The following is a 24,249-nucleotide window of genomic DNA, read 5'->3' on the forward strand; positions in this document are numbered from 1 at the left end:
TAACCGGGTTATTCAGTAAAGCGTGGTTTAGGGTCTGTTGACCTTTGAAGATGGTTTTTGCAGCACTTTGTCATTGTTTTATACAAAGCAACGCGATTGATGTGTAGTTGTTCTACATGAATGAGCGTTAATGCAGTAGAAAGCGACGACAAACGCTGCCCAAAGGGCTCGGCTATAAGCGCTTTACTCTTTGTTGCAAGGTATTTGCTTAGGCCCACTAGGCGGCACACCTTGCGTCGCGATTAAAGCGCGTCTAGCACGAGCAAAATTCAACCATGAAAGGTCAACAGACCCTGGTTAAAAACAGTTGATTCAGTTGTTTTTAACCAAGATACAAGGGGCCGCCTGACAGGGCGGGAGCAATGAGATGCAGCAGGGAGTTGATATGCAACAACAGCTGGTAATCCTGGGCGGTGGCAGCGCCGGATGGATGGCAGCCGCTATGTTGGCCAAAACACTGGGCCACAGCGTCGCTATTACTCTGGTGGAGTCAGAAGAGATCGGTACTGTGGGTGTCGGTGAAGCCTCTATTCCTCCGCTGACCTTGTTTAACCGCGCGCTGGGTATAGATGAGCGCGACTTTATGGCCGTCACCGCCGCCACCTTTAAGCTGGGTATTCAGTTTGAAGGTTGGGGCAACCCCAACGCCTGCTATATGCATGCCTTCGGCGCTATGGGCCGGGATCTGGCATTAACCCCCTTTGTTCACCTTTGGTTAAAGCAGTCTGGCAATACCAGGGCGGTTGACGCCAGTGACTTCTGGCGATATTCAGCCAATGCCTGCGCCAGTGCCGCCAACCGGTTTGGGTTGACCGGCGGACAAGGCGATCTGCCCCACGCCTACCACTTTGATGCGGGGCTGTACGCCAACTATCTGCGTGAGTTCAGTCAGAGGCTGGGTGTCAAACGCATCAATGGCCGGGTTAGTCAGGTTCATACAGATTCAACAAGCGGTGATATCACGGCGTTGGAGCTGAGCGATGGCACTCGGATTGCCGGTGACCTCTTTATCGATTGCTCCGGCTTTGCCTCGCTACTCATAGACAAGACACTGAATGCCGGGTTTGAAGACTGGTCCCATTGGCTCCCCTGTGACAGCGCCTGGGCCGTGCCCTCTGCCAGAGGCGACATGCTGCGTCCTTACACACGTTCGATAGCCCATCAGGCCGGTTGGCAGTGGCAGATCCCACTGCAGCACAGAACCGGTAATGGCATGGTGTTCGCCAGCCGTTGGTGGGATGAACAGGATGCCAAAGCGGCACTGTTGGCGAATCTGGATACCCAGGCTTTGGATGACCCCAGACTGCTGAAATTCAAGGTGGGTCGCAGACGTAAACAGTGGCACCACAATTGTGTGGCACTGGGGCTGGCCAGTGGTTTTCTTGAGCCTTTGGAGTCCACCAGTATTCATCTGGTGCAGAGCGGCATTATGCGCCTGGTGAAGTTGTTCCCGGCCAAAGGTCTGGCTGCCGACGCATTGCGTGACGAATACAACCGCCAGTCTCAGCAGGAGTTTGAGCAGATCCGTGATTTCATCATATTGCACTACTGCCTGAATAGCCGCGGCTCAAACCAGAGTGAGGCAGGAAGCTTGTGGCGTCTTTGCCGCAATATGGCACTGCCAACTTCTCTGGAGCACAAAATCGCCCTGTTCAAAGAGTCCGGTATGGTCGTGCGGCAGCAGGATGAGCTCTTTGCTGAGGTCGCCTGGCAGCAGGTGATGTTGGGGCAGGGCGTTAGCCCTCAATCCTGGTCGCCAATGGCAGACAAGCTGACATCTGAGCAGCTGACTGAATATCTGCAAAATATTCAGACCATTACGTCCGGCGCTGTGTCCAAAATGCCGCCCCATGACCAATTTATTCAAGCCTATTGTCAGATGGAGACTGCGTAGTGAGGCTGTTACTTCCCCTGTTACTGGTTGGCAGCAGCTGTGTATCTGCCGCAGAGCCGACAAATGCTGAGCCTTTGCTGCATGTGCCGTCTCCCGACTGGCGCGAGCAGATCATCTATTTCGCATTAACCGATCGTTTTAACGATGGTGACCCATCCAATAATGATCAGGGGGCAGGCGAGTTTGATCCCAAAGATCATCGTAAATTCAGCGGTGGCGATCTTAAGGGGATGAAGGCACAACTGGATTATATACAGCAGCTGGGCGCAACGGCCTTGTGGCTGACGCCGCCTGTGGCCAACCAGTGGTGGTATCCCAAAGGTCAGTACGGTGGTTATCACGGCTACTGGGCTACCGACTTCAAGAGTATCGATCCTCACTTCGGTACGCTTGAAGACTACCAGGCTTTGTCTGATGGTCTGCATCGCCGTGGTATGTACCTGATCCAGGACATAGTGGTTAATCACACAGGCAACTTCTTCGGTTATGAAGGCGAGTATGATCCGCTGAATACCGCCAAAAACTTTACCGTTTTTGATGATGCCCATCCGGGCAACCGCTTCCCGACTCAGGCTCCGTTTGAGCTGGTCGACCGACATAATCCTGAGCATGTGGCAGCAGATATTTACCACTGGACGCCACCTATTACCGACTACAAAGACCCGGCTCAGGAGTTTACCCATCAGCTGGCAAATCTGGCGGATCTCAACACCACTAACCCCAAAGTTCGGGAAACCCTGAAAGACAGCTACAGATACTGGATTGAGACCGTGGGTGTGGATGCCTTCCGGGTCGATACCGCCAAGTATGTGGAGCATGAATTCTGGAACGATTTTCTGCATGCATCGAACGGCATTATGGCGGCAGCCAAAGGCACTGGCCGCAACGACTTTTTAGCCTTTGGGGAGATCTTCGATGGCTCAGCCCCAATGGAGAACAGTGGCGAGCATAAGCTGGTGAGTTTTCTGGGGACCGAAGACAAGCCTGAGCTGAACTCTGTGATCGGCTTCCCTCTCTATTTTGAACTGGGACGGGGGTTGGCCGAGGGGGCTCCAACGGCGCAGCTGGCCTACCGACTTGAGCAGCAGATGGCGGTTTATCCAAATCCCTGGGTGATCCCCAACTTTGTCGACAACCATGACACTCGCAGATTCCTGTCCTCCGGTTCGCTGGCATCTTTCCGTCAGGCGATGGCGGTTATCTTCACTGTGCCGGGTATTCCGGTGATCTATCAGGGTGATGAACAGGCACTGACACAGACGCGTCAGGCCATGTTCGCCGGAGGTTATGGATCGAAGCAGAGTCAGTTTGATACCAACTCAGCCATGTTCCGTTTTGTTCAGGATCTGGCGGCGCTAAGACTGAGTGATAAAGCCCTGACCCGAGGCGATCTGACCATACTGGCCAGCTCCAGCCAGGGAGCCGGTGTGCTTGGTTTCGAGCGCAGCTATCTGGATCAACAACAGGTTCAGCAGCAGACTCTGATACTGATGAATACGGCCCAGAGCAGCCAGCTGCTGGCCAATATGCCGCTGCAGTCAGGACATTGGCAGCTGGTGCTTGATGAAAATGGTGCTGTTGCTGACAAGCAGGTATTAAGCAGCAGTGGTGAGCTGACCATGAGTCTGCCTGCCAAGGCAATCCGGGTTTATCGTTGGCTGGGGGAATCTGCAAGGGCTCTGCCAGAGCCAATGCCGCAAATGACGCCAGAGCTGACGCTGGAAACCCGGCTTCAGGGCCAGACGCTGACATCAGACACTTTGCTGCAGGGACGTTTCAGCCAGCCTGATACCCAATTACAGCTGGTGTTGAACGGCAATCTGGATACTGCTGTTCCCCTGACTGTCTCTGCCGATGGCAGGTGGCAATATCAACTGCCGGTTAGATCTGTTGGCGAATGGCCCCAATCTATCAACCTCTATGCGCCGGAATTGGGGCTTGCGGGAAAGGCCGTCAGTTTTACTACTCAGGTGAAGAATCCTGTGTGGCAACTGGAGATCACCGACCCGGTTGGCGATGAAAAGTATCAGCGACCACAACACGTTAACAGTGGCGCCCAGCGAGATATCACTGCAGCCAGTGTGCGCAGCGGCGGCAGTGTACTTGAGCTGACACTGAGTATGGCTGAGATCAGTAACTCCTGGTTGCCCGCTCAGGGCTTCGACAATGTCAGTTTTGACATCTACTTCGATCTTTCCAGTCAGCTACCAGAAGCCAAAGGGGCGAAAGCTCTGCCCAGTCTTAAAGCCAGTATGCCTGAGGGGCGCTGGCATCTGGGTCATACCCTCCATGGCTGGGGAAATACCCTGTTTATCCCGGGTGAAAGCCAGTCGGGTGGCGCTGAGTCAGGTAACACGGACGCTATCCAGCGGGTTGCACCTGCTCCTCAGATCAGTGTCGACAAAGCTGCAGCAACCCTGACGCTGAAATATCAGGGAGAAGGGCTGGGGCTGAAGCAGTGGGATGGCGTCAAAATCTATATCACCACCTGGGATCGCAGTGGTGAAGGCGATCTGCGCCTGGTGACACCAGAGGCGACCTCATGGTCATTCGGCGGAGGTAACAGTCAGTCGCCGCTGATTATGGATAGTCTGTGGCTCGATACACAGCAATAAGCACAAGCAATAATAAAAGAGTGAGATACCCTATGTCGTTTTTCCGCATTTCACGGCTGTCGGCCATGGTGGCCGTTTCCATTGGCCTGGCTGGATGCAGCCTTACACCAGATCAGGACAAGGGCGAAGCTACTGTCGCTGGTGAGCATCAGCACAATAAAGCTGTGGTGTACCAGATGTTCACCCGTCTGTTCGGTAACACCCAGACCGCCAATATTCCCTGGGGAGCTGCTGAACAAAACGGCGTAGGCAAGTTTAACGATATCTCCGACAAAGCGCTGGAAGGGATCAAACAGCTGGGTGTCAGTCATGTCTGGTACACAGGCGTGCCCCACCATGCGCTGGTGGCCGATTACACAGCTTACGGCATCAGCAATGATGACCCGGATGTCATCAAAGGCCGTGCCGGTTCCCCCTATGCGGTCAAAGACTACTACAGTGTGAACCCGGATCTGGCTCAGGATCCTGCCAGGCGTATGGATGAGTTTAAGGCGCTGGTGGATCGCAGCCACCAACATGGTTTGAAAGTGCTGATTGATATCGTGCCCAACCATGTGGCCCGTAACTATGAGTCCCTGGGTAAGCCGGAAGGTGTGAAGGACTTCGGTGCCACTGATAACACCAATGTCGAGTATGCCCGTGATAACAACTTCTACTATGCCGTTGGTGAGGCCTTCAAAGTTCCTGAATGGCTGGACGGTTACCAGCCGTTGGGGGGCGAGTCTCATCCTCAGGCCGATGGCGAATTTGTTGAGAACCCGGCCAAGTGGACAGGTAATGGTGCCCGCTCTTCTCAGCCTCATTTCCACGACTGGTATGAAACCGTCAAGGTGAACTATGGCGTGCGTCCTGACGGCAGCCATGACTTCCCACAACTGCCTGCTGAGTTTGCCAATATGGATGTAACGGCTCACTACGAGTTCTGGCAGGACAAAGATGTACCTGACTCCTGGGAGAAATTCCGTGATATCGCCCTGTTCTGGACTGAGTTCGGTATCGACGGCTTCCGTTACGATATGGCGGAAATGGTACCGGTTGCCTTCTGGAGCTATCTGAACAGCCATATCAAACATGCCAACCCGGATGCCTTCCTGCTTGCAGAGGTTTATCAGCCACACCTGTACCGCGACTACCTGCATATGGGCAAGATGGATTACCTGTATGACAAGGTGGACCTGTATGACAGCCTGAAAGCCATTATTCAGGGGCGTGAAAGTACCGATGCCATTGCTTCAATCCAGGCCAGCAAGGCTGATATTGAACACAATATGCTGCACTTTCTGGAAAACCACGACGAGCAGCGTATTGCCAGTCCTGACTTTGCCGGTGAAGCGGTAAATGCTCTGCCTGCTATGGTGGTATCAGCCACTCTGAGCACTTCGCCAACCATGCTCTACTTCGGTCAGGATGTGGGTGAGCGCGGCGAGCAGGACGCAGGTTTTGGTAAGGCGACCCGCACCACTATCTTCGACTACTGGGGCGTGCCTGCACACCAGCGCTGGATGAACGGTGGCGAATTTGATGGCGGCGCACTGACTGCCGATGAACGCCAGCTGCGTGACTACTATGTGCGCCTGATGCAGTTCGTACAGTCCAGCCCTGCATTGATGGGTCAGTACGCTGAAATCCATACCGCCAACAAGCACAACCCCGGTTATACCGACAGCACTTATGCCTTCCTGCGCTGGAGTGATGAGCAGCAGCTGCTCATCGCCACCAACTTTGCTCAGGTGGCGGGCACTGAGTTTGAGCTCAAACTGCCTGCTGAGCAGATCTCCGCCATGGCGCTGAAAGATGGCCGCTATGAGCTGGTGGACCAACTGAGTGGTGACGAGCTGACGCTGACTGTCGTCAAGGGCGAAGGTCAGGTCGCCATGGCGCTGGCACCGCTGCAGTCACGCATTCTTGAGCTGAAGCGCAGATAGTTAACTGAACCAGATTCAGCAAAATAAAAAACGAGTAAACAGAATAACGAGATACCCATGAAAAAATTACTCTGGATCCTGATGGCGGGTATGAGCTTAAGCCCGGTTGCTCAGGCCGCCATGCTCAAAAGTCACCACTTTGATGGCAATAACCTGGTGCTGAGTACAGATGAAGGTCTGGTCACACTATCCGGCTATGGCGAAGGTGCCGTTGCCGTTCACTATGCCAATGAGGGCGTTAAGCAGCTGCCATCCTATGCGCTGGATGAGCACGCCGCCATCCAGCGAGGCACACTGCAAAAGCAGGATGGACGTTTGCTGTATAAGCTGCCTGAGCTGACCGTGGCGATTCAGTCTTCACCCTTGCATCTGAGCTTTTTCCATGAGGGCGAACAGATCCTGGCAGAAGAGAGCGGTCTGTTTGTGCATGACAATATCCGGGGCTTCCGCTTCGAGCTGGAACCGGATGAGAAGCTGATTGGCGGCGGCCAGCGGGTGCTGGGGATGGATAGACGTGGTCACAGACTGCCTTTGTACAACAAGGCTTCCTATGGCTACACCACCCATGCCGAGCAGATGTATTACGGCCTGCCTGCGGTCATGTCTTCCAACAAGTATGCGCTGGTGTTTGATAACTCAGCCACGGGCTGGATGGATCTGGGTAAAACCCAATCCGATGTCATGCAGTTTGAAGCCCAGGGCGGCCGTACCGGCTATCTGGTGGCTGCGGGCAGCGATTATCCAGAGCTGATTGAAAACCTGACGGCGGCGACCGGTCGCCAGCCTTTGCCACCACGTTGGTCTCTGGGTAACTTTGCCTCCCGCTTCGGTTATCACACTGAGCAGGAAGCCCGTGACACAGTGGATACCTTTGCCAAAGAGGACTACCCGTTGGATGCCATCGTACTGGACCTCTACTGGTTCGGTAAGGATGTGCAGGGCCATATGGGGAACCTGGACTGGGATCGTGAAGCCTGGCCAACCCCGGAGAAGATGATCAGCGATTTCAGCGAACAGGGTGTGAATACCATTCTGATCACTGAGCCCTTTATCCTGACCACCTCCAAGCGTTGGGACGAAGCGGTTGAAGTCGGTGCGCTGGCCACCGACTTTGCCGGTGAGCCAAAGACCTTTGACTTCTACTTTGGCAATACCGGTCTGGTGGACGTGTTCTCACCCAAGGGGGAGGAGTGGTTCTGGGGTATCTATGAAACCCTGATGAAGCAGGGAGTTGGCGGCTGGTGGGGTGACCTGGGTGAGCCGGAAGTGCATACCCATGACACAGTGCACACTGTGGGCACCGCCGATGAGATCCACAACGCCTACGGCCATGAGTGGGCACGTTTGGTGTATCAAGGCCTGACTCAGGCTCAGCCTGACAAGCGCCCTATGATCATGATGCGCTCCGGCTTTATCGGCTCCCAGCGCTACGGCATGATCCCCTGGACCGGTGATGTAAGCCGCAGCTGGGGTGGTTTGAAGCCCCAGGTTGAGCTGTCGCTGCAGATGGGCCTGCTGGGCCTGGGCTATACCCACTCAGATCTGGGCGGTTTTGCCGGTGGCGAGCAGTTCGATGCCGAGATGTATACCCGCTGGATGCAGTATGGCGTGTTCCAGCCGGTATATCGTCCCCACGCCCAGGAAAACATCGCACCTGAGCCGGTATTCCACGATCAGCAGACTAAAGACATTCTGCGTGAATACGTAAAGCTGCGTTACCGCATGCTGCCTTACAACTACACCCTGGCTTATCAAAACAGTGCTACCGGCATGCCGCTGATGCGTCCTTTGATGTTTGAAAATGAGGCGGATTCCAGCCTGTTTGATAACAAAGATGCCTATCTATGGGGAGATGCCTTCCTGGTCGCGCCTGTCACTGACCCGGGTGTTGAATCTGTGGCTGTGCAGCTGCCCGAGGGGATCTGGTTCGACTATTTCACCGGAAAGCGTTATTCGGGCGATCAGCAGGTCAATGTGCCTGTGACGCTTGAAACCATTCCTGTGCTGGTTCGTGGCGGCAGCTTTGTGCCTATGGCGCTGGCAGCAGAAAAAGCCAACGGCGAACTGGCCTCCAGCCGCGACTACAGTACCCAGACTTTGGAGCTGAGCTTCTACTTCGATAAAGCCGTCAGCCAAAGTTATGGCGAGATGTTTGATGATGACGGCGTGGGTGCCAACAACCTGAAAACCGGCAACTTTGAGCTGCTGAGTTTTGCGTCTGAATTTAAGCAGGATCGCCTGACATTGACTCTGTCCAGCAGTGGCAAACCGCAATTTGCCGACGGCCGCAGCATCCAACTCAGCGTGCTGCATCTGGACGCCAGGCCAGCCTCGGTGACATTGAATGGCAAACCGGTTGAGTGGCAATGGCAAGCTGGTGTGCTGACATTGGACAGCAAGCTGCAGGGCCAGAAAGCCAGTAATCAGGTAGAAATCCGCCTGTAAGCCACAAATGCATACCATGAATACGTATGCAGATGGGTGCCCAGCCCGAACAGGGCTGGTTACCATAATGTTACAAATGCCAACAAGAATTATGGATAAGAGGAAAGGGCATGGTGAACGAAAAACCTAATCTGAGTTTCTGGCAGATTTGGAATATGTGTTTCGGCTTTCTGGGGATCCAGTTTGGTTTTGCCCTGCAGAACGCTAACGTCAGCCGAATTTTCCAGACGCTGGGCGCGGATATGGAGACCATCCCGCTGCTGTGGATCGCAGGGCCGGTAACCGGTCTTCTGGTGCAGCCTATCGTCGGCTATTTGAGCGATAACACCTGGAACCGCCTGGGTCGCCGTCGTCCCTACTTTCTGATTGGTGCCATCTTTACTTCCCTGTCACTGCTGGTGATGCCCAATGCCAGTGTGCTTTGGGTGGCTGCCGGTATGCTGTGGATTCTTGATGCATCGATCAATATCTCCATGGAGCCTTTCCGCGCCTTTGTCGGTGACAATCTGCCCAAGCGGCAGCAGCCGAAAGGCTATGCCATGCAGAGCTTCTTTATTGGCGTAGGTGCCGTGGTGGCGTCCATGCTGCCCTGGATCCTGAGCCACTTCGGCGTCAGCAACAGTGCTCCTGAAGGCCAGATCCCGGATACCGTCAAGTACGCCTTCTACATGGGTGCTGTTGTGCTGTTTGTTGCCGTTGGCTGGACCATCATCAGCAGCAAGGAGTACAGCCCTGAAGAGCTGGCGGCCTTTGGTGAGCAGGATGAAGAGGCGCAATCCGACAGCCCGGTGCGTGACAGTGGCCGCTGGTTTAAATCCGGTATGCTGTTTATGGTTCCGGCCGCATTGGGTACCTTGCTGGTGTGGATGCTGGGCTGGGACAAGCAGCTGTATATTCTCTCCATAGGTTTGGTGCTGTTTGGCCTGGCCCAGTGGTTGATGAGCTGGCGTCGCAAGACTCCAAAAGCCAACTCCGGCTTTGATACCGTGATGGATGACCTGTTTGCCATGCCGCAGATCATGCGTCAGCTGGCCTGGGTACAGTTCTTCTCCTGGTTTGCCCTGTTTGCCATGTGGATCTACACCACGGCAGCAGTGACCTCTCACCACTATGGTACCGACGACCCTGCTTCTGAGCTCTTTAACCACGGCGCCAACTGGGTGGGCGTGCTGTTTGGTGCCTATAACGGCTTCTCGGCACTGGCCGCCATTATTATTCCTGTGATGGTCAGCCGCATGGGGTTACGCATGGCTCACAGCGTCAACCTGCTGTTGGGTGCTCTGGGTCTGCTGTCATTCCTGTGGATCAAAGATCCTCAGTGGCTGCTGCTCTCCATGGTGGGCATAGGTTTCGCCTGGGCATCAATTCTGTCTTTACCATACGCCATGCTGGCCGGTTGTCTGCCGTCCAACAAAATGGGCGTGTACATGGGTATTTTCAACTTCTTTATCGTGATCCCTCAGCTGCTGGCCGCCAGCATTCTGGGTTTGTTGCTGCGCTATGGATTCGAGTCCAACCCTATCTACGCCATGGTCATTGGCGCCGTATCCTTCGCGCTGGCCGCCATCATGGTGGTGAAGGTGAAACTGCAAAATGGTCATCAGGTTGAGCTGGTGGGGGGAGGTGCCCATGGCTAAGTTGAGCTTTGTGGGAGCGGCCATTGCGGCCGCCCTTACGGGCAATGCGCAGGCTTCACAGCCTGAGCTGGTAGGAAGCGATTTGATGGGCACCAGAGATCCTTTCGCTGCCAATGCGGTTTACTTTGTGGTGACTGACAGGTTTGTGGATGGCGATCCTGCCAACAACTTTGAGCAGGACTCAGGTTGGCAGCTGCCTGTCTCACTGGAAGGCAATAGTGCCAACGTGGGCTATATGGGCGGGGATTTCAAAGGGATTTTGAATAATGCCGACTACATTCGTGAGATGGGTTTTTCCGCCATCTGGATGACGCCCATTGTGGAGAATCCCGCAGAGGCCTTTACCGGTGGTGATGAGATTAAGCCCCATGGTTTTGCCATGGACAGAGGCAAGGCTGCCTATCACGGCTATTGGGGCACCAATTTCTACAAGCTGGATAAGCACCTGCCTTCGGCCGGACTGGACTTCGTCCAGCTGAATAAACAACTGGCTGATAAAGGCCTGAGCACAGTGCTGGATGTGGTGATAAACCACGGCTCTCCTGCTTACACCATGACGGACGAGCAGTACCGCACCAGCCTGTTTGGCAAACTGTATAACGAGCAGGGCGAGCTGGTGGCGGATCATGGCAACCTTGCGCCTGAGCTGTTGGATACCGACAAGCCTTTGCAGGCTTTCTTCAATACCAAAAGAGATCTGGCCCAGTTGGCTGATATGAACACGGGTAAGCCAGAGGTGATGGATTACTTCGTTAATGCCTATCTCAAATGGCTTGGCCAGGGCGCCGGGGCGATGCGGATTGATACTGTTAAGCACGTACCCGCTGAGCACTGGGGTGAGTTCAGTCGCCGTATTCGTGCCCAGTATCCCGGCATGTTTATGTTTGGTGAGGTGTACTCTTTCGATCCCAAAGAGATAGGTCAGTATACCTTCCCGGACAAGGGCGGCATGAGTGTGTTGGATTTCCCCATGAAAGCCGCCATGGACAGTGTGTTCGCCAAGGGGGCTGATTACAGTGAACTGCAAAAAGCGTTGTTCCTGCAGCCAAAGAACAACCCTTACGCCAATCCCTATGATCTGCTGACCTTCTACGATAACCATGATATGCCGCGGATGAACGCCAGCGATGAGGGCTTTATCGATGCCCACAACTGGCTGTTCACCGCCCGCGGAATACCTGTCATCTACTACGGCTCAGAGAAGGGATTTGAGCGTGGCAAGGGCGAACATATGGGTAATCGTAACTACTTTGGTCAGGATAATGTCGACAAAGCGGTGAGCCACCCTATACGTCAGGCACTCTTGCCCATTGCCAATCTGCGCGCCCAGCTTCCCAGTTTGCAACGTGGCCTGCAGTGGGATCTGGGCTATGACAAAGATACAGCGGCCTTCTATCGGGTAGTGCAGAATGCTGAAGGCTATGAGCTGGCTTTGGTGCTGCTCAACAAGGGGGATAAGTCAGCTTCGGTTGAACTGTCAGCGCCCCTGCTTGCCGGTGAGTGGCAGGAGCCGATGGGCGATAACAATCTGACTGTCGGGAAGGAAGCTGAACTTCAGGTTCCTGCCCATGGCGTTAGAGTGCTGGTACGCAGGGGAGATAAACTGCCTGAGCAGGTCAGTGACAAACTCGCTGAGTTGAGCTTTTACTGAGCCTAGTTTTTACAGAGCTCAGTTGTCACGGAGCTTAGGCAGAGTTAAACCTTACCTGGCAGAGCACCGCAGCTGTTGCGGACGATAAGTTGAGTGGGGATGGTGACGGCTTCGACACTTTCCCCACGGATTCGGCTGATCAATTTATCCACCAGAGATTCACCCGCCAGCTTGGTATCCTGTCGCACTGTGGTCAGGGCAGGGGTGGTGAAGCGAGCTAAAGGCAGGTCGTCAAAGCCCACGATGGAGACATCTTTGCCCGGCTTTAGACCTCGTTCAGTCAGCGCCTGCATGGCACCTATGGCAATCAGGTCACTGGCGGCAAAGATGGCGGTGAAATCACCGGCAGATTTGCTGTCCAGCAATGCACAGGTGGCTTTGTACCCCGACTCCTCCGTGGTAATTGCATCTACCTGCAGACCGGGCTCTAGGGAAATGCCGGCGGCCAGCAAGGATGCAGCATAGCCCTGATAGCGGGCGAACAGTTCAGGGTAGTGGTTGGAGGCATCTCCGATAAAGGCGATGCGTTTATGGCCAAGCTCAATCAAATGCTGGGTCGCCAGAATACCGCCCTGGCGGTTGTCACTGCTGACACACAGGGTGCCGGAGTCGGCTCCCCAACGAACGTAACGGGTTCCCTGAGCATCCAGCTGCTGCATCTTGGGTTGATAGTCCACGTCGTCACCGTACCCCAGCAGAATAATGCCATCGGCTTTGTGGCTGTCTTCATAGTCGGCATGCCAGTCGTCGGACAGTTGCTGGAAAGAGACCAGCAGGTCATAGCCTTTTACGGCACAGGCGCGGGTTATCGAGCCCAGCATGGACAGGAAAAATGGATTGATCAGTGAATCGTCTGAGGTGGGGTCCTCAAACAAAAGCAATGCCAGTGTGGTGCTTTGTTGGGTACGCAAACTACTGGCATGTTTATCGACTTTGTAATTGAGCTCACGGGCGATCTGCTGAATTCGGGCCACAGTCTCAGGTTTGACCAGCGGGCTGTTGCGCAGTGCCCGGGAAACGGTAGATTGAGACACTCCGGCCAGATAAGCGATATCAATAGAGGTGGCTTTGCCTTTGTTGGTCACTGTTTTTACGCTCTTTTTTGTTATGGGCGTTCAAGGACGCCTCATTTGTAATACCGCGCAGGTCGGGTAACTGTCTTGCTTACGCTTGAACATTGTTCATAATGAAACCGCTTTCTCAGCCTCGCTGACTGTGTTGTACTGTTGCGAAGATGAAGCTTATTCGGTAAACATCACGATTTTTTGAAGAAGATGCAATTGCCACTTGTCTATAGACGTTCTGGTTTGCAGCTTCAGTGAGATTAATAATCATAATTAGGCATTTCCCTGACAGGAAGATCAAGAAAATATGGAGCAGAATCAATTCGTATTGGTTGGTGACGTTGGTGGTACCAATGGTCGGTTCGCGCTGGTACAGCGGGATGGTCAACGTTTTTGCCTGACCCACCAACATACCTTGCCCAGCGCTAATGCCGGGTCATTGCTGGAGTTAATCCGTCAGTATCAGGCATTGTTGCCAGAAGACACCAAGGTGGTCGGCGGCTCAATTGCGGTAGCCGGACCGGTAAGCAGTACTGGTGCCAACCTGACCAATCTAGGCTGGCGGGTGGTCACCGCAGAGCTTAAGGCCGAACTGGGCCTGAAGCATTTATGTTTGCTTAATGACTTTGCCGCCTACGCCAACAGTCTGCCGCTACTGGCCGCTGCCGAGATCGTCCGTATTAAGCCGGGTAAAGCCGACAAGAGTACGCCAGTATTGGTGCTGGGGCCGGGCACTGGTTTTGGTATTTCATCTTTGCATCCTCAAGCCGGTGGCTTTAAGCCGGTTGCCTGTGAAGGTGGCCATATGGCACTGGCTCCGATCAATGAACTGCAGGATGCTTTGGTGCGGCAGCTGCGTACCATGGACGAGTTTGTCAGTGTGGAGACCATATTGTGTGGTCCCGGGCTGGTGAATCTGTACCGGGCATTGGCCGCCGTTAAAGGTGAAGCGACTGAGTTTGAAACAGCCGCCGAGATCAGCAGTGCGGCGATGGATGGCAGCAATGCCCTGGCCGTGGAAACTCTCTCTCTGTTCTGTCGCTGGCTGGGACAAACCGTTGGCGATCTGGTGATGGCTCATGGTGCCCTGGGTGGCGTGGTGCTGGGTGGCGGTATTCTTCCCCGTATGCTGGACTTCCTCAAAGAATCTGAGTTTGTTGACGGCATGTTGGATAAGGGACGTATGTCTGACTATCTCAAGGATGTACCGGTTCAGTTAGCCATGAAGAGCGACACCGCCCTGACCGGCGCAGCCGCCTGGTATTATCAGAGCAATATGTTCAGTTAACTGCCAGAGTCCTGACCGCAGCCCGTAGTGCCAGTTCGTACCCCTGGGTGCCCAGGCCACAGATCACGCCAACAGCCACGTCTGACAAATAGGAGTGTTGGCGGAAAGGTTCACGGGTGTGCACATTGCTGATGTGCACTTCGATAAAGGGGATGGCAACACCCAGCAGGGCATCGCGCAAAGCGACACTGGTGTGGGTAAAGGCAGCCGGATTGATAATGATAAAGTCGGCATCCGTGTTGTGGATGGCATCGATCAACTCATGTTCGGCATTGGACTGCAGGTGCTCAAGGGAGACATTCAGCGAGCTGGCCACAGATTCCACCTGCTCAACCAGTTGGGCCAATGTCTGATGACCATATTTTTCCGGCTCACGGCGACCCAGCAGGTTCAGATTGGGGCCATTGAGCAGCAGGATTTTGTGGCTGGATGTCATTGAGTGCGGTCCTTGGTTCTTGATATGGCTTAATCAAACCAAATGCCACCGCCTTTGTCGATGATTTACCGTTGAAAATTACTCTGGGTAGCGTTTTCCGCAAGGGGCAAGGAGGAAAACGCTGAGCCACGAAGGACACGAAGAAAGAGCAAGATCCTTTTATTTTTCTCCCGCTTTCCCTTCTTGTCCTCGGTGAAGCGAGCGCAGTGAGCGCTTCGTGGTTAAACCGCTTTAAAAAAGTTAATCAAACTTCTTCTGTTGGCGCATGGCTTTCACGTTGCCGCGCTGCTTTTTGGCGTCGACTCTGCGCCTCTGACTGGCTTTGGTCGCCTTGGTGGGAATGCGTTTTTTCTGTGTTACGCCAACACTGGCAACCAAAGCAATAAACTGTTGCAGGGCTTCTTCCCGGTTGGCTTCCTGACTGCGGGATTGTTGGCACTTAATAATGATCTTGCCACTTTGGGTAATGCGATGGTCGCTTTTGGCCAGCAGGCGTTCCTGATACATCTCTGGCAGGGAGGAACCCCGAATCTCAAAGATTAACTGGGCTGCGGTGGACACCTTATTGATGTGCTGGCCTCCGGCGCCACTGGCCCGGATAAACTGCCATTGAATTTCATTTTCCGGCAGGAATACACGGTTTGAGATTTTTATCATGGATATGCTAGTTTGCCGTATCAGTTTCGCTGAGTTGGTTTTACTGCAGCGAAGCATACCAGTTTCGCAGTCTCTTTTGGGGGAAACGCCCTATGCTATGCCAGATTCAGGATATTGCCAAAGGGGTAATCAGCCTGTTTGTCAGTGGTCGAATATCCAACGAGGATTATGTTCAGTGTCTCCTGCCTTTGATGGAAAATGCCCGTCAGCAGGGAGAGAAAGTGTGCCTTTATATCGAGGCTGACGTGTTGCTCGAGGGATGGGAGGTGCTGGTGTCACCTGAAGTCAGTCAGCAACCTTTGCCGCCTCTGGACGCCCTGGTATTCGTGGGTGGCCCCGACTGGGTTGGCAATGCTGTACATCTGCTTGGCCCATTTTTGAATGGTGATATTGCCTGGTTCCCGCTGGAGAAAAAACAGGATGCCAGAGAGTGGATTGCACTAAGAAGTCAGACAAATTGTTGATAAATTGAGTTAGTATTGACGCGCCGATGAGATTTTTAATCTTCAAAAAAGGAAAACGAGATGAAATCAGTTAAAGCTTTGCTGGCAGCCCTGTCAGTAATGACCCTGTTGGCGGCCTGTGCACCTGAAGTAGGCAGTGAAGCCTGGTGCAAAGAGATGAAAGAGAAGCCAAAGGGTGACTGGACTGCCAATGAAGCGGCGGATTACACCAAGCACTGTGTATTTAACTAATATCCTGTTAGTTGAAACTAAGCCCCGGTTTTCCGGGGCTTTTGTTTTCTCTGATCCAGTTCACAGGCTCAGAGCTTAGACCTCTAAAAACTTCTCAAAAGACTTGTTGTTCGGGAACTCGCGCCTACAATCCGGGTCTGTTAGATTATAAGTTCTATTGACCTTTGAAGATGGTTTTGCAGCCATGAAAGGTCAACAGACCCTAATTACTCTTTATCAATTTTCAGGACAGCATTAAGTGCTTAATTCGGTCTCACAGGGAATGCACAAACTGGCACGGGCAATGATTGCCATCGTGCTGTTGCAGTTTGCTGCCGCCAACCTGGGAGCCCATCAGCTGCACGCTGGTAGCCCTGAAGATGAAGATATTGAACATGCTCACCTGCACTTTGTGGCCCCGGTGCAAACCCTGGAGCAGTGCGTAGATTGTGTCTGTGAACCGGACAACCCGGATCCCAGGCATGTGCTGGAACACAGCAAGGACGAACACCAGCATCTGGTGACCGAGCTTAAGCAGTTCGATCTGTGTCTGGACTGCCAGTGTCATGGTGGCGTCGTCAGTATGTTGTCCTATGTATCCACTTTACCGGATGCTCAACCTGAGTTTATTTCCCCTTTCAGCGATGGTCTGTATTTGCCTCCTTTGGTGCAGCCTGAATATCGCCCTCCTATCGCCTGATCCCAACTCAAAATCCAAATATTCAGTGTGCGTTGACCTCTACCCATAAGGTCGCCTTGCGTCCGGGTGTAGGTATTGAATTTGATCTGATGTGAATGAGCCCTGAGCGTCTGTACAAGGCAATACATAGTCATATTCGCACACTGCCAAAAATGCTTTTTTGAAACAGGATTGGTTATGAAGAAAACCATTTTGGCTATGGCGTTGGTGGGACTGTTTGGCAGCCCCATTGCGTCTCAAAGTTGGGCCGCATCAGGCTTGGCCACATCAGGCTCCAGCGCTTTGGCAGGATTGCCCGGTGATATGGCACCGGCTCAAAACCATAGTGCAGAGTACAGAGCAACAGTCTCCCATGAGTGGACAGTTCAACTGCTTGAAAACATCAATAAGCTGCCGGAAATGGCGGCACAGCAGGCCCGTGCCCGTCAACTGGGCTTCGAGCTGGAGGCGGCCTCTCAGGCGGTTTACAACCCGGAGCTGGGCCTTAGTTATGTCAATGGCCCTGAAGATACCTATGGTATCGAGTTGAGTCAGACCATCGATTGGGGAGACAAGTCCGGTAATGCCCGCAGTCAGGCCTTGCTAACACAGCAGATTGCCCAGCTGGAGATGAAGCTGGAGCGTAGTCGTCTGCTGGGTGACTCCCTGAGTGCCTTGATTGAGCAGCAGGTGCGTAATAAGGAGCTGGCGTTTGCCCGTCAGCAGCTGGAATACGCAGGTACTCAGCTTGAGATTGCCCGTCAGCGGGTTGCCGCCGGAGATATCTCCCAGGCAGAGTTGGAGCTGATGTCCATGGAGCTGGCCGGTAACAGTGCCGACTATGCCATGGCTGAGCAGGCCGCGCTGGTGGCAGATATTCAGGTGATGTCCCTGCTGGGAGCAGAATCTCAGCCGTTCTCCGATTTTCTGCCCCTGATCTCCGCCGACGGCTTTGCGGCTGTGGATATGCAGTTACCCGCGCTGGAGCTGGCTTACAAGCAGGTGCAGCTGGCCAAATCTCAGGCCGAAGTTTCCCGCAGCGATAACAGTATCGACCCGACCATCAGCCTGAGTGCAGAGCGGGATGGTGATGACAATAAGTTCGGTATTGGTGTTTCTGTACCGCTGCAAGTGCGTAACAGCTACCGGGATATAAGCGCTGCAGCCGATGAGGCGGTGACAGTCGCCGAGCAGGGGTACCTGTCCACCGAGCGTTTGCTCAAACAACAACACAAGCAATTCCAAATGAGTGTGCCCAGATTGCAGGAGCGATATGGCGACTGGCAGCAGCTGGCATTTTCTGCCGGCTCTCAGGCCGCGAGCTCTCTGGGACAACAGTGGCAGCTGGGGGATATCAGTACCAGCGACTATCTGCAAAGCCGACGTCAGCTATCCGCCAACTATTTGGTAGGACTACAGCTGGAAACCGCCATTTACCAAAGCTGGATCGACTGGCTGGCGGTATCGGGACAACTGGAAACATTCATTCTCAAGCTGGCCTCTCAACCCCAAATCCAAGCTCAAACCCAATCAGGGCCGCTGGCTGAATAAAGGAATTGCATCATGAAAACCAATAATCAAATCAAACTGTCTGCTGTTGCCCTGGCTCTGACCTTGAGTATGGCGCTGTCTTTCTCCTTTTCCCCTGTGGTGATTGCTGGACCGGGGCATGGCCATGGTCCTGAAGAGGTAGAGGTCAAAGAGGGTGAAGATGACCATGGTCTGCACCTGAGTGCCGAGCAGATGCAACTGGCGTCTATCAAGCTGATGCCTGTGGCTGAGCAGGCATTCAGCCTGGACTCAGTGGCAACGGCCACCCTGACCGTAGACAGAGACAAGACAGTGACCCTGGCACCACAACTGGATGTGCGGGTGTTGGCCCGTCATGTGGTGCCGGGTCAGGAAGTTAAAACCGGTGAGGCGCTGCTGACGCTGGGCGGCGCTGCCGTGGCACAGGCCCAGGCGGATTACATTAATGCCGCAGCCGAGTGGAAGCGGGTCAGCAGTATGGACAAGAGTGCTGTCAGCGCCAGTCGTCGCCTGCAGGCACAGGTCGATGCTGAGTTAAAGCGTGCGATTTTGCAGTCTCTGAAGATGACACCAGCCCAAATTAAAACCCTGGAGAGTCGCCCGCAATTCATTGGTCAATATCAACTGCTGGCGCCGATTGATGGTCGCGTGCAGCAGGATGTGGCTCTGCGTGGTCAGGTGTTTGCCGCAGGTACTGCCTTGATGCAGCTGACCAATGAGTCCTTCCTCTGGATTGAGGCTCAGTTGACGCCTATGCAGGCCGAAGAGTTGCAAGTAGGTGCCAAAGCAATGGTGCGCGTGGGCGATAAATTGCTGCCCGCCGAAATCATAGGTCGTTCCCATGAGTTAAATGCAGTGACCCGTACCGAGCAGGTGCTGGCACGTTTGCATAACCCGGGACACGTGTTGCATGCCGGTCAGTTTGCTGAACTCTATCTGTCCAGCAGCGGTAGCGAAGGTGTGGTACTGCCAGATGCGGCGCTGACCCGCAGCAGTGATGGTCACTGGCAGGTGTTTGTGGCCGAAGGCGATGGCTTTGAGGCCAAAGAGGTAACAGTGCTGGAGCGTCAGCGGGGCATGAACCTGGTCATGGGTCTGCACCATGATGAGCAGGTGGTGGTATCCGGCGCCTTCTTCCTGGCATCAGAGCAGGCCAAGTCCGGCTTTGATATCCACAATCACTAAGGCGCAGCGCTGAGGCAAGCAATATGTTGAATAACTTGATTCAGGTGGCCGTGCGCCACCGTTTGCTGGTGTTGCTGGCGTTGGTTTCAGCCCTGATCGCCAGTGTCTTTATTCTGCCGAGGTTGAATCTGGATGCGTTTCCCGATGTGACCAATGTGCAGGTAACCGTTAATACCGCGGCTGAAGGTCTGGCGGCGGAAGAGGTGGAGAAGTTGATCACCTATCCGGTGGAGTCGGCCATGTACGCGCTGCCGGAAGTCACGGAAGTGCGCTCTCTGTCCCGCACCGGTCTGTCTATTGTGACTGTGGTGTTTGCCGAGGGCACAGATATCTATTTTGCCCGTCAGCAGGTGTTTGAACAGTTGCAGGCGGCCAAGGAGATGATCCCATCCGGTGTGGGTGTGCCTGAAATTGGCCCCAATACCTCAGGCCTGGGGCAGGTGTACCAGTACATTCTGCGGGCGGATAAAACCTCCGGCGTGAGCTCAGATGAACTGCGCAGTCTCAATGACTATCTGGTGAAGCTGATTTTGATGCCGGTTGGCGGCGTTACAGATGTGCTCTCCTTTGGTGGTCATGTGCGTCAGTATCAGGTGCAGGTAGATCCCAACTTGCTGCTCAGCTATAGCCTGAGCATGGAGGATGTGACTGCGGCGCTGGAGAGCAATAACCGCAACGCCGGTGGCTGGTTTATGGATCAGGGCCAGGAGCAGCTGGTGGTGCGGGGTTATGGCCTGCTGCCATCCGGTGATGCCGGGCTGGAAGCTATCGGCCAGATCCCGCTGACCGAGTCCGGCGGTACCCCGGTGCGGGTGGCCGATATTGCCAGGGTGGATTATGGCTCTGAGATCCGTGTGGGTGCAGTGACCATGACCCGCAAAGCTGATAATGGCGAGGTAGAAAACTTAGGTGAAGTGGTTGCCGGCGTGGTGCTTAAGCGTATGGGTGCCAACACCAAGGCCACTATTGATGATATCGCTGAGCGGGTGCAGTTGATCCAGCAATCACTGCCCAAGGGTGTGCACTTTGAAGTGTTCTACGATCAGTCGGATCTGGTGAAAACTGCAGTGACCACAGTGGCCGATGCCTTGCTGATGGCCTTTGTGTTCATTCTGGTGGTGCTGGCGCTGTTTTTTGTGAATATCCGAGCCACCGTGCTGGTGCTGCTGTCGATCCCTGTGTCTATCGCGCTGGCGTTGATGGTGATGAGCTACTTCGGCATGTCTGCCAACCTGATGTCACTGGGTGGCCTGGCTGTAGCTATCGGTATGCTGGTGGATGGCTCTGTGGTGATGGTGGAAAACATCTTTAAACACCTATCACGAGAAGGAAAGGAGTCAGTGGCTCAGCGAGTGCTGACAGCCGCCCGCGAGGTATGTAGCCCTGTGTTCTTCGCGACTGCCATTATTATCGTGGTATTCGCGCCTCTGTTCGCTTTGGAAGGGGTTGAGGGCAAGATGTTCCAGCCGATGGCAGTCAGTATCATCCTGGCGATGATCTCTGCCCTTGCGGTGGCCTTGATTGTGGTGCCTGCGCTGGCAGTTTATCTGTTTAAGCGTGGGGTAACCGTTCGTCGCAGCCCCTTGCTGGAGCCACTGGAAGCGGGCTATCGCAAGCTGCTGAAAGGTGCCATGAACAAGCCCAGGCTGGTACTGGGCGGCGCCCTGCTGATGTTTGGTTTGAGTATGGCGCTGCTGCCACGTCTGGGGACTGAGTTTGTACCTGAGTTGGAAGAGGGCACCATCAACCTGCGGGTGACGCTGGCACCTACGGCCAGTTTGCAAACTGCCCTGGATGTTGCACCACATCTGGAGGCCATTTTGATGGACTTCCCTGAAGTGGAATATGCCCTGAGCCGTATCGGTGCGGCCGAGCTGGGAGGCGATCCTGAGCCGGTATCCAATATCGAAATCTATATAGGTTTAAAGCCAATGGAGGAGTGGACTTCGGCGTCCAATCGTCAGGAGCTGCAACACCTGATGCAGGACAAACTGAGTGTGTTCCCGGGCCTGCTTTATACCTTCTCTCAGCCCATCGCCACCCGAGTGGATGAGTTGCTGTCCGGGGTAAAAGCCCAGTTGGCGATTAAGCTGTTTGGTCCTGATCTGGATGTGCTGTCCAGTAAAGGACAGCAACTGGCTGAGCTGGTGGCGACCATTCCCGGCACGGCCGATGTATCGCTGGAGCAGGTGACGGGTGAAGCCCAGTTGGTGGTGCGTCCCAAGCGCGACATGCTGGCCCGTTATGGTATCAGCGTGGATGAGGTGATGAGCCTGGTAAGCAGCGGCATTGGCGGCACAGAGGCCGGACAGGTGATCGACGGCAATGCCAGATACGATATTCATGTGCGTTTGGCTAAAGAGTTTCGTAATACCCCGGATGCCATCGAAAACCTGCTGCTGACCGGCCTTAACGGCGCCACTGTGCGCCTGGCTGAAGTGGCCGATGTAGCGGTCGAAATGGCACCCCCCAATATTCGCCGCGACGATGTGCAGCGCCGTGTGGTCGTGCAGGCCAACGTATCCGGCCGGGATATGGGCTCTGTGGTAAAGGATATCTATGCCATTGTGCCCAAAGCAGAGCTGCCTGCGGGTTATACCGTGATGGTAGGTGGTCAGTATGAGAACCAGCAGCGTGCCCAGCAAAAGCTGATGCTGGTGGTGCCTGTCTCCATTGCTCTGATCGCCCTGTTGCTGTACTTCTCCTTCGGTAGCGCCCGTCAGGTGGGTCTGATTATGGCTAACGTACCTTTGGCCTTGATTGGTGGTGTATTCGCTCTGTATCTCAGCGGTACTTATCTGTCGGTGCCAAGCTCTATCGGCTTTATCACCCTGTTTGGTGTCGCGGTATTGAACGGCGTGGTGCTGGTGGATGCCATCAACCAGCGTAGAAATTCCGGAGAGAACACCTTCGAGGCGGTATTTGAAGGGACTGCCGGTCGTCTGCGTCCGGTACTGATGACAGCTCTGACATCGGCACTGGGTCTGATCCCGATTTTGATGTCATCCGGTATTGGCTCGGAAATCCAGAAGCCGCTGGCGGTTGTGGTTATCGGCGGCCTGCTGAGCTCAACAGCACTGACGCTGCTGGTGCTGCCTGCGCTGTACAACCTGCTTGAGGGTAAGAGAGTGCATGCAGCTCAGCAAGCTGATGCCTGAGGTTTAGTGAGTTTCTTAAAGACTGGCAACAGGATGTTGCTTTGGGTGGCCAGCTCCGCAGCTGACCACTACACCCAAACTGCGTATGGGTGACTTTCTATCTAAGGGGGATAGCGCCAGGCCTATGTGGCGGTATCCTCCGTCTCCTGTGAACCGCCTAACCTCACAGAAATTGATAGCGGCGCTTTGGAAAAAGCGCCTTTTTTATGCTCATAAACCACCAAGCTTAGTATGTGGTTATCTTTCTTGCTGGCGTTCCCTGTATTGAGCATAGAGGAGTCGATATTTTTACCTATCTGATAGGAATTCTTGACCACTTACTTAGTTTCATAATCTGAATGACAGTTAAGTACATACTCTGTTCACTCAATCCTTTTATTCCCCTTGAATAGAGTATCACTACCTAATCCATATACCGATTCCCTCTTGCCTGATAATTATAAAAATGCGAGACGAATTTATGGTGATAGTATTGTTATAGTCATAAGGCTGGGCAGTTTTTTATAATGTTGGTAAGTGTCTAGATTGGTTTTAGATGGTTTGTTATTAGCTATAGACTGATGGTGTGAGGCTTACTTATACAGGTGGTTGAAGGCAGTGTCACTGATGACATCCAATGATGTGGTAATATTTTTGTGATTTCTGAATGGAGTTGGTGAACGATAGTGTATTGAGCATCAAATAGTTAGTTTGTTGGACTTGGTGAGTGATGATTGTGTTTGTTTTTTATTCACTCATATTAAAATCAGCACTGGTGTTTTTTAGTCTTGTTTGTGGCGTTGTTGAGTTAGGGGGGTAATTATTTTTATAGATTTATTTAGTACCATAGTAACTTTATTCTGTGGAAGTCTTTAATTTTCTGTGCAATTAAATCTGACGTAATCAATAAAGGATAATGATACTTGCTAAAATGATTTTTGTTTTATTGTTTATTGATATTTTTATGGAGGGTATGGAAATGTAATTAACTATTGATAATACTCCTTCATTATGAATGTTAGTAGCCATTAGTGAATTTGGGGACCTATGATGCTGTGCCGATTCTGCTATTAGCCCGGTTGGACTTAGTGTAGAGCACTGAGAGGTGCTCTCTGGGACAAATCAGTACGTTCTTTAGCTAATACTTTTTCATGTCTCATGTCAGTCTTACCTCAGGTATGTCGATAATGCATCTACTAACTAATCCTTTAGTGTTATTTTTTAAAATGACCGACGCTTTCTTTAATTGCAGACTGCATTGGATTATAGGAAAGAACTGTATTTTTGGGTTGTGGTTGTCACTATTGGTTGATTGATTTCAATCCAATTGATGTGTTTTTTTATATTTTTGTAATGCTTTGGTCTACATTGTCTGAGTTTAGTTTGGGGTATTACATTTGAATGTTTTGGTTTAGGGTTAAAAACTGTCTTA

The 24,249-nt window shown here is 53.3% G+C and carries 16 protein-coding genes; 13 read left to right on the plus strand and 3 right to left on the minus strand.

Translation table 11 applies throughout. The annotated features are described in order from the left end of the window. Positions 1 to 367: 367 nt before the first annotated feature. The 6 genes from ACFOE0_RS17805 to ACFOE0_RS17830 all read left to right on the plus strand — a co-directional run bounded on the left by ACFOE0_RS17805 (position 368) and on the right by ACFOE0_RS17830 (position 12,167). Positions 368 to 1,894: a tryptophan halogenase family protein gene (locus ACFOE0_RS17805; RefSeq protein ID WP_380712475.1), complete on the plus strand. Its 1,527-nt coding sequence runs from the start codon at positions 368 to 370 to the stop codon at positions 1,892 to 1,894. Next, complete coding sequence (locus tag ACFOE0_RS17810) at positions 1,894 to 4,509, plus strand: alpha-amylase family glycosyl hydrolase (RefSeq protein ID WP_248933954.1); 2,616 nt, start codon at positions 1,894 to 1,896, stop codon at positions 4,507 to 4,509. Before ACFOE0_RS17805 ends, ACFOE0_RS17810 begins: the two co-directional genes overlap by 1 nt. Before the next feature lie 32 nt (positions 4,510 to 4,541). After that, complete coding sequence (locus ACFOE0_RS17815; protein ID WP_248933955.1) at positions 4,542 to 6,434, plus strand: alpha-amylase family protein; 1,893 nt, start codon at positions 4,542 to 4,544, stop codon at positions 6,432 to 6,434. Positions 6,435 to 6,491: 57 nt separating this feature from the next. Beyond that, positions 6,492 to 8,879, plus strand: a complete 2,388-nt coding sequence (locus ACFOE0_RS17820) for a TIM-barrel domain-containing protein (RefSeq protein WP_248933957.1) — start codon at positions 6,492 to 6,494, stop codon at positions 8,877 to 8,879. Positions 8,880 to 8,989: 110 nt separating this feature from the next. Continuing rightward, positions 8,990 to 10,516, plus strand: coding sequence for an MFS transporter (locus ACFOE0_RS17825; RefSeq protein WP_248933958.1), 1,527 nt, complete (start codon positions 8,990 to 8,992; stop codon positions 10,514 to 10,516). After that, entirely contained in the window at positions 10,509 to 12,167 is a 1,659-nt protein-coding gene (locus tag ACFOE0_RS17830) for an alpha-amylase family glycosyl hydrolase (protein WP_248933960.1), read from the plus strand. Before ACFOE0_RS17825 ends, ACFOE0_RS17830 begins: the two co-directional genes overlap by 8 nt. Before the next feature lie 44 nt (positions 12,168 to 12,211). Here the strand turns inward: ACFOE0_RS17830 and ACFOE0_RS17835 are convergent, their stop codons facing one another. Next, positions 12,212 to 13,252 carry a LacI family DNA-binding transcriptional regulator gene (locus ACFOE0_RS17835; RefSeq protein WP_248933961.1) on the minus strand — a complete coding sequence of 347 codons (1,041 nt, stop codon included), beginning with the start codon at positions 13,250 to 13,252 and terminating at the stop codon, positions 12,212 to 12,214. 286 nt (positions 13,253 to 13,538) lie between these two features. On the opposite strand from ACFOE0_RS17835, the gene glk reads away from it, so the two are divergent. Then, complete coding sequence (glk, locus tag ACFOE0_RS17840; protein ID WP_248933963.1) at positions 13,539 to 14,519, plus strand: glucokinase; 981 nt, start codon at positions 13,539 to 13,541, stop codon at positions 14,517 to 14,519. On the opposite strand, the gene aroQ is transcribed toward glk, so the two are convergent. Beyond that, positions 14,512 to 14,955 carry a type II 3-dehydroquinate dehydratase gene (aroQ, locus tag ACFOE0_RS17845; RefSeq protein ID WP_248933964.1) on the minus strand — a complete coding sequence of 148 codons (444 nt, stop codon included), beginning with the start codon at positions 14,953 to 14,955 and terminating at the stop codon, positions 14,512 to 14,514. The two genes, glk and aroQ, sit on opposite strands and share 8 nt — an antisense overlap. Before the next feature lie 240 nt (positions 14,956 to 15,195). After that, the gene (gene arfB / locus ACFOE0_RS17850) at positions 15,196 to 15,612 is read right to left on the minus strand and encodes an alternative ribosome rescue aminoacyl-tRNA hydrolase ArfB (protein WP_115137430.1); all 417 of its coding nucleotides are present in this window, start codon (positions 15,610 to 15,612) and stop codon (positions 15,196 to 15,198) included. Between the two features lie 92 nt (positions 15,613 to 15,704). Here arfB and ACFOE0_RS17855 point away from each other — a divergent pair, with 92 nt between their 5' ends. From ACFOE0_RS17855 to ACFOE0_RS17880, 6 genes are all read left to right on the plus strand, one after another. Further along, positions 15,705 to 16,076, plus strand: coding sequence for a SpoIIAA family protein (locus tag ACFOE0_RS17855; protein ID WP_248933966.1), 372 nt, complete (start codon positions 15,705 to 15,707; stop codon positions 16,074 to 16,076). 60 nt (positions 16,077 to 16,136) lie between these two features. Continuing rightward, on the plus strand, positions 16,137 to 16,307 hold the full coding sequence (locus ACFOE0_RS17860; protein WP_115137428.1) for a DUF3012 domain-containing protein: 171 nt from the start codon (positions 16,137 to 16,139) through the stop codon (positions 16,305 to 16,307). A gap of 262 nt (positions 16,308 to 16,569) precedes the next feature. Next, positions 16,570 to 16,986: a hypothetical protein gene (locus tag ACFOE0_RS17865; RefSeq protein WP_248934742.1), complete on the plus strand. Its 417-nt coding sequence runs from the start codon at positions 16,570 to 16,572 to the stop codon at positions 16,984 to 16,986. A 177-nt stretch (positions 16,987 to 17,163) separates the two neighbouring features. Then, positions 17,164 to 18,516 carry a TolC family protein gene (locus ACFOE0_RS17870; protein WP_248933968.1) on the plus strand — a complete coding sequence of 451 codons (1,353 nt, stop codon included), beginning with the start codon at positions 17,164 to 17,166 and terminating at the stop codon, positions 18,514 to 18,516. Positions 18,517 to 18,528: 12 nt separating this feature from the next. Continuing rightward, complete coding sequence (locus tag ACFOE0_RS17875; RefSeq protein ID WP_248933970.1) at positions 18,529 to 19,680, plus strand: efflux RND transporter periplasmic adaptor subunit; 1,152 nt, start codon at positions 18,529 to 18,531, stop codon at positions 19,678 to 19,680. 23 nt (positions 19,681 to 19,703) lie between these two features. Further along, complete coding sequence (locus tag ACFOE0_RS17880) at positions 19,704 to 22,838, plus strand: efflux RND transporter permease subunit (protein WP_248933971.1); 3,135 nt, start codon at positions 19,704 to 19,706, stop codon at positions 22,836 to 22,838. Positions 22,839 to 24,249: the final 1,411 nt, after the last annotated feature.

Origin of the sequence: Shewanella submarina, assembly GCF_042646185.1 — a bacterium.
GTDB classification, from domain to species: Bacteria; Pseudomonadota; Gammaproteobacteria; order Enterobacterales; family Shewanellaceae; genus Shewanella; species Shewanella corallii.

Coding starts and splice junctions, on each gene's coding strand:
- ACFOE0_RS17805 (WP_380712475.1), top strand. CDS start 368: ATGCAGCAGGGAGTTGATATGCAACAACAGCTGGTAATCCTGGGCGGT.
- ACFOE0_RS17815 (WP_248933955.1), top strand. CDS start 4,542: ATGTCGTTTTTCCGCATTTCACGGCTGTCGGCCATGGTGGCCGTTTCC.
- ACFOE0_RS17820 (WP_248933957.1), top strand. CDS start 6,492: ATGAAAAAATTACTCTGGATCCTGATGGCGGGTATGAGCTTAAGCCCG.
- ACFOE0_RS17825 (WP_248933958.1), top strand. CDS start 8,990: ATGGTGAACGAAAAACCTAATCTGAGTTTCTGGCAGATTTGGAATATG.
- ACFOE0_RS17830 (WP_248933960.1), top strand. CDS start 10,509: ATGGCTAAGTTGAGCTTTGTGGGAGCGGCCATTGCGGCCGCCCTTACG.
- glk (WP_248933963.1), top strand. CDS start 13,539: ATGGAGCAGAATCAATTCGTATTGGTTGGTGACGTTGGTGGTACCAAT.
- aroQ (WP_248933964.1), bottom strand. CDS start 14,955: ATGACATCCAGCCACAAAATCCTGCTGCTCAATGGCCCCAATCTGAAC.
- arfB (WP_115137430.1), bottom strand. CDS start 15,612: ATGATAAAAATCTCAAACCGTGTATTCCTGCCGGAAAATGAAATTCAA.
- ACFOE0_RS17855 (WP_248933966.1), top strand. CDS start 15,705: ATGCTATGCCAGATTCAGGATATTGCCAAAGGGGTAATCAGCCTGTTT.
- ACFOE0_RS17860 (WP_115137428.1), top strand. CDS start 16,137: ATGAAATCAGTTAAAGCTTTGCTGGCAGCCCTGTCAGTAATGACCCTG.
- ACFOE0_RS17865 (WP_248934742.1), top strand. CDS start 16,570: ATGCACAAACTGGCACGGGCAATGATTGCCATCGTGCTGTTGCAGTTT.
- ACFOE0_RS17870 (WP_248933968.1), top strand. CDS start 17,164: ATGAAGAAAACCATTTTGGCTATGGCGTTGGTGGGACTGTTTGGCAGC.
- ACFOE0_RS17875 (WP_248933970.1), top strand. CDS start 18,529: ATGAAAACCAATAATCAAATCAAACTGTCTGCTGTTGCCCTGGCTCTG.
- ACFOE0_RS17880 (WP_248933971.1), top strand. CDS start 19,704: ATGTTGAATAACTTGATTCAGGTGGCCGTGCGCCACCGTTTGCTGGTG.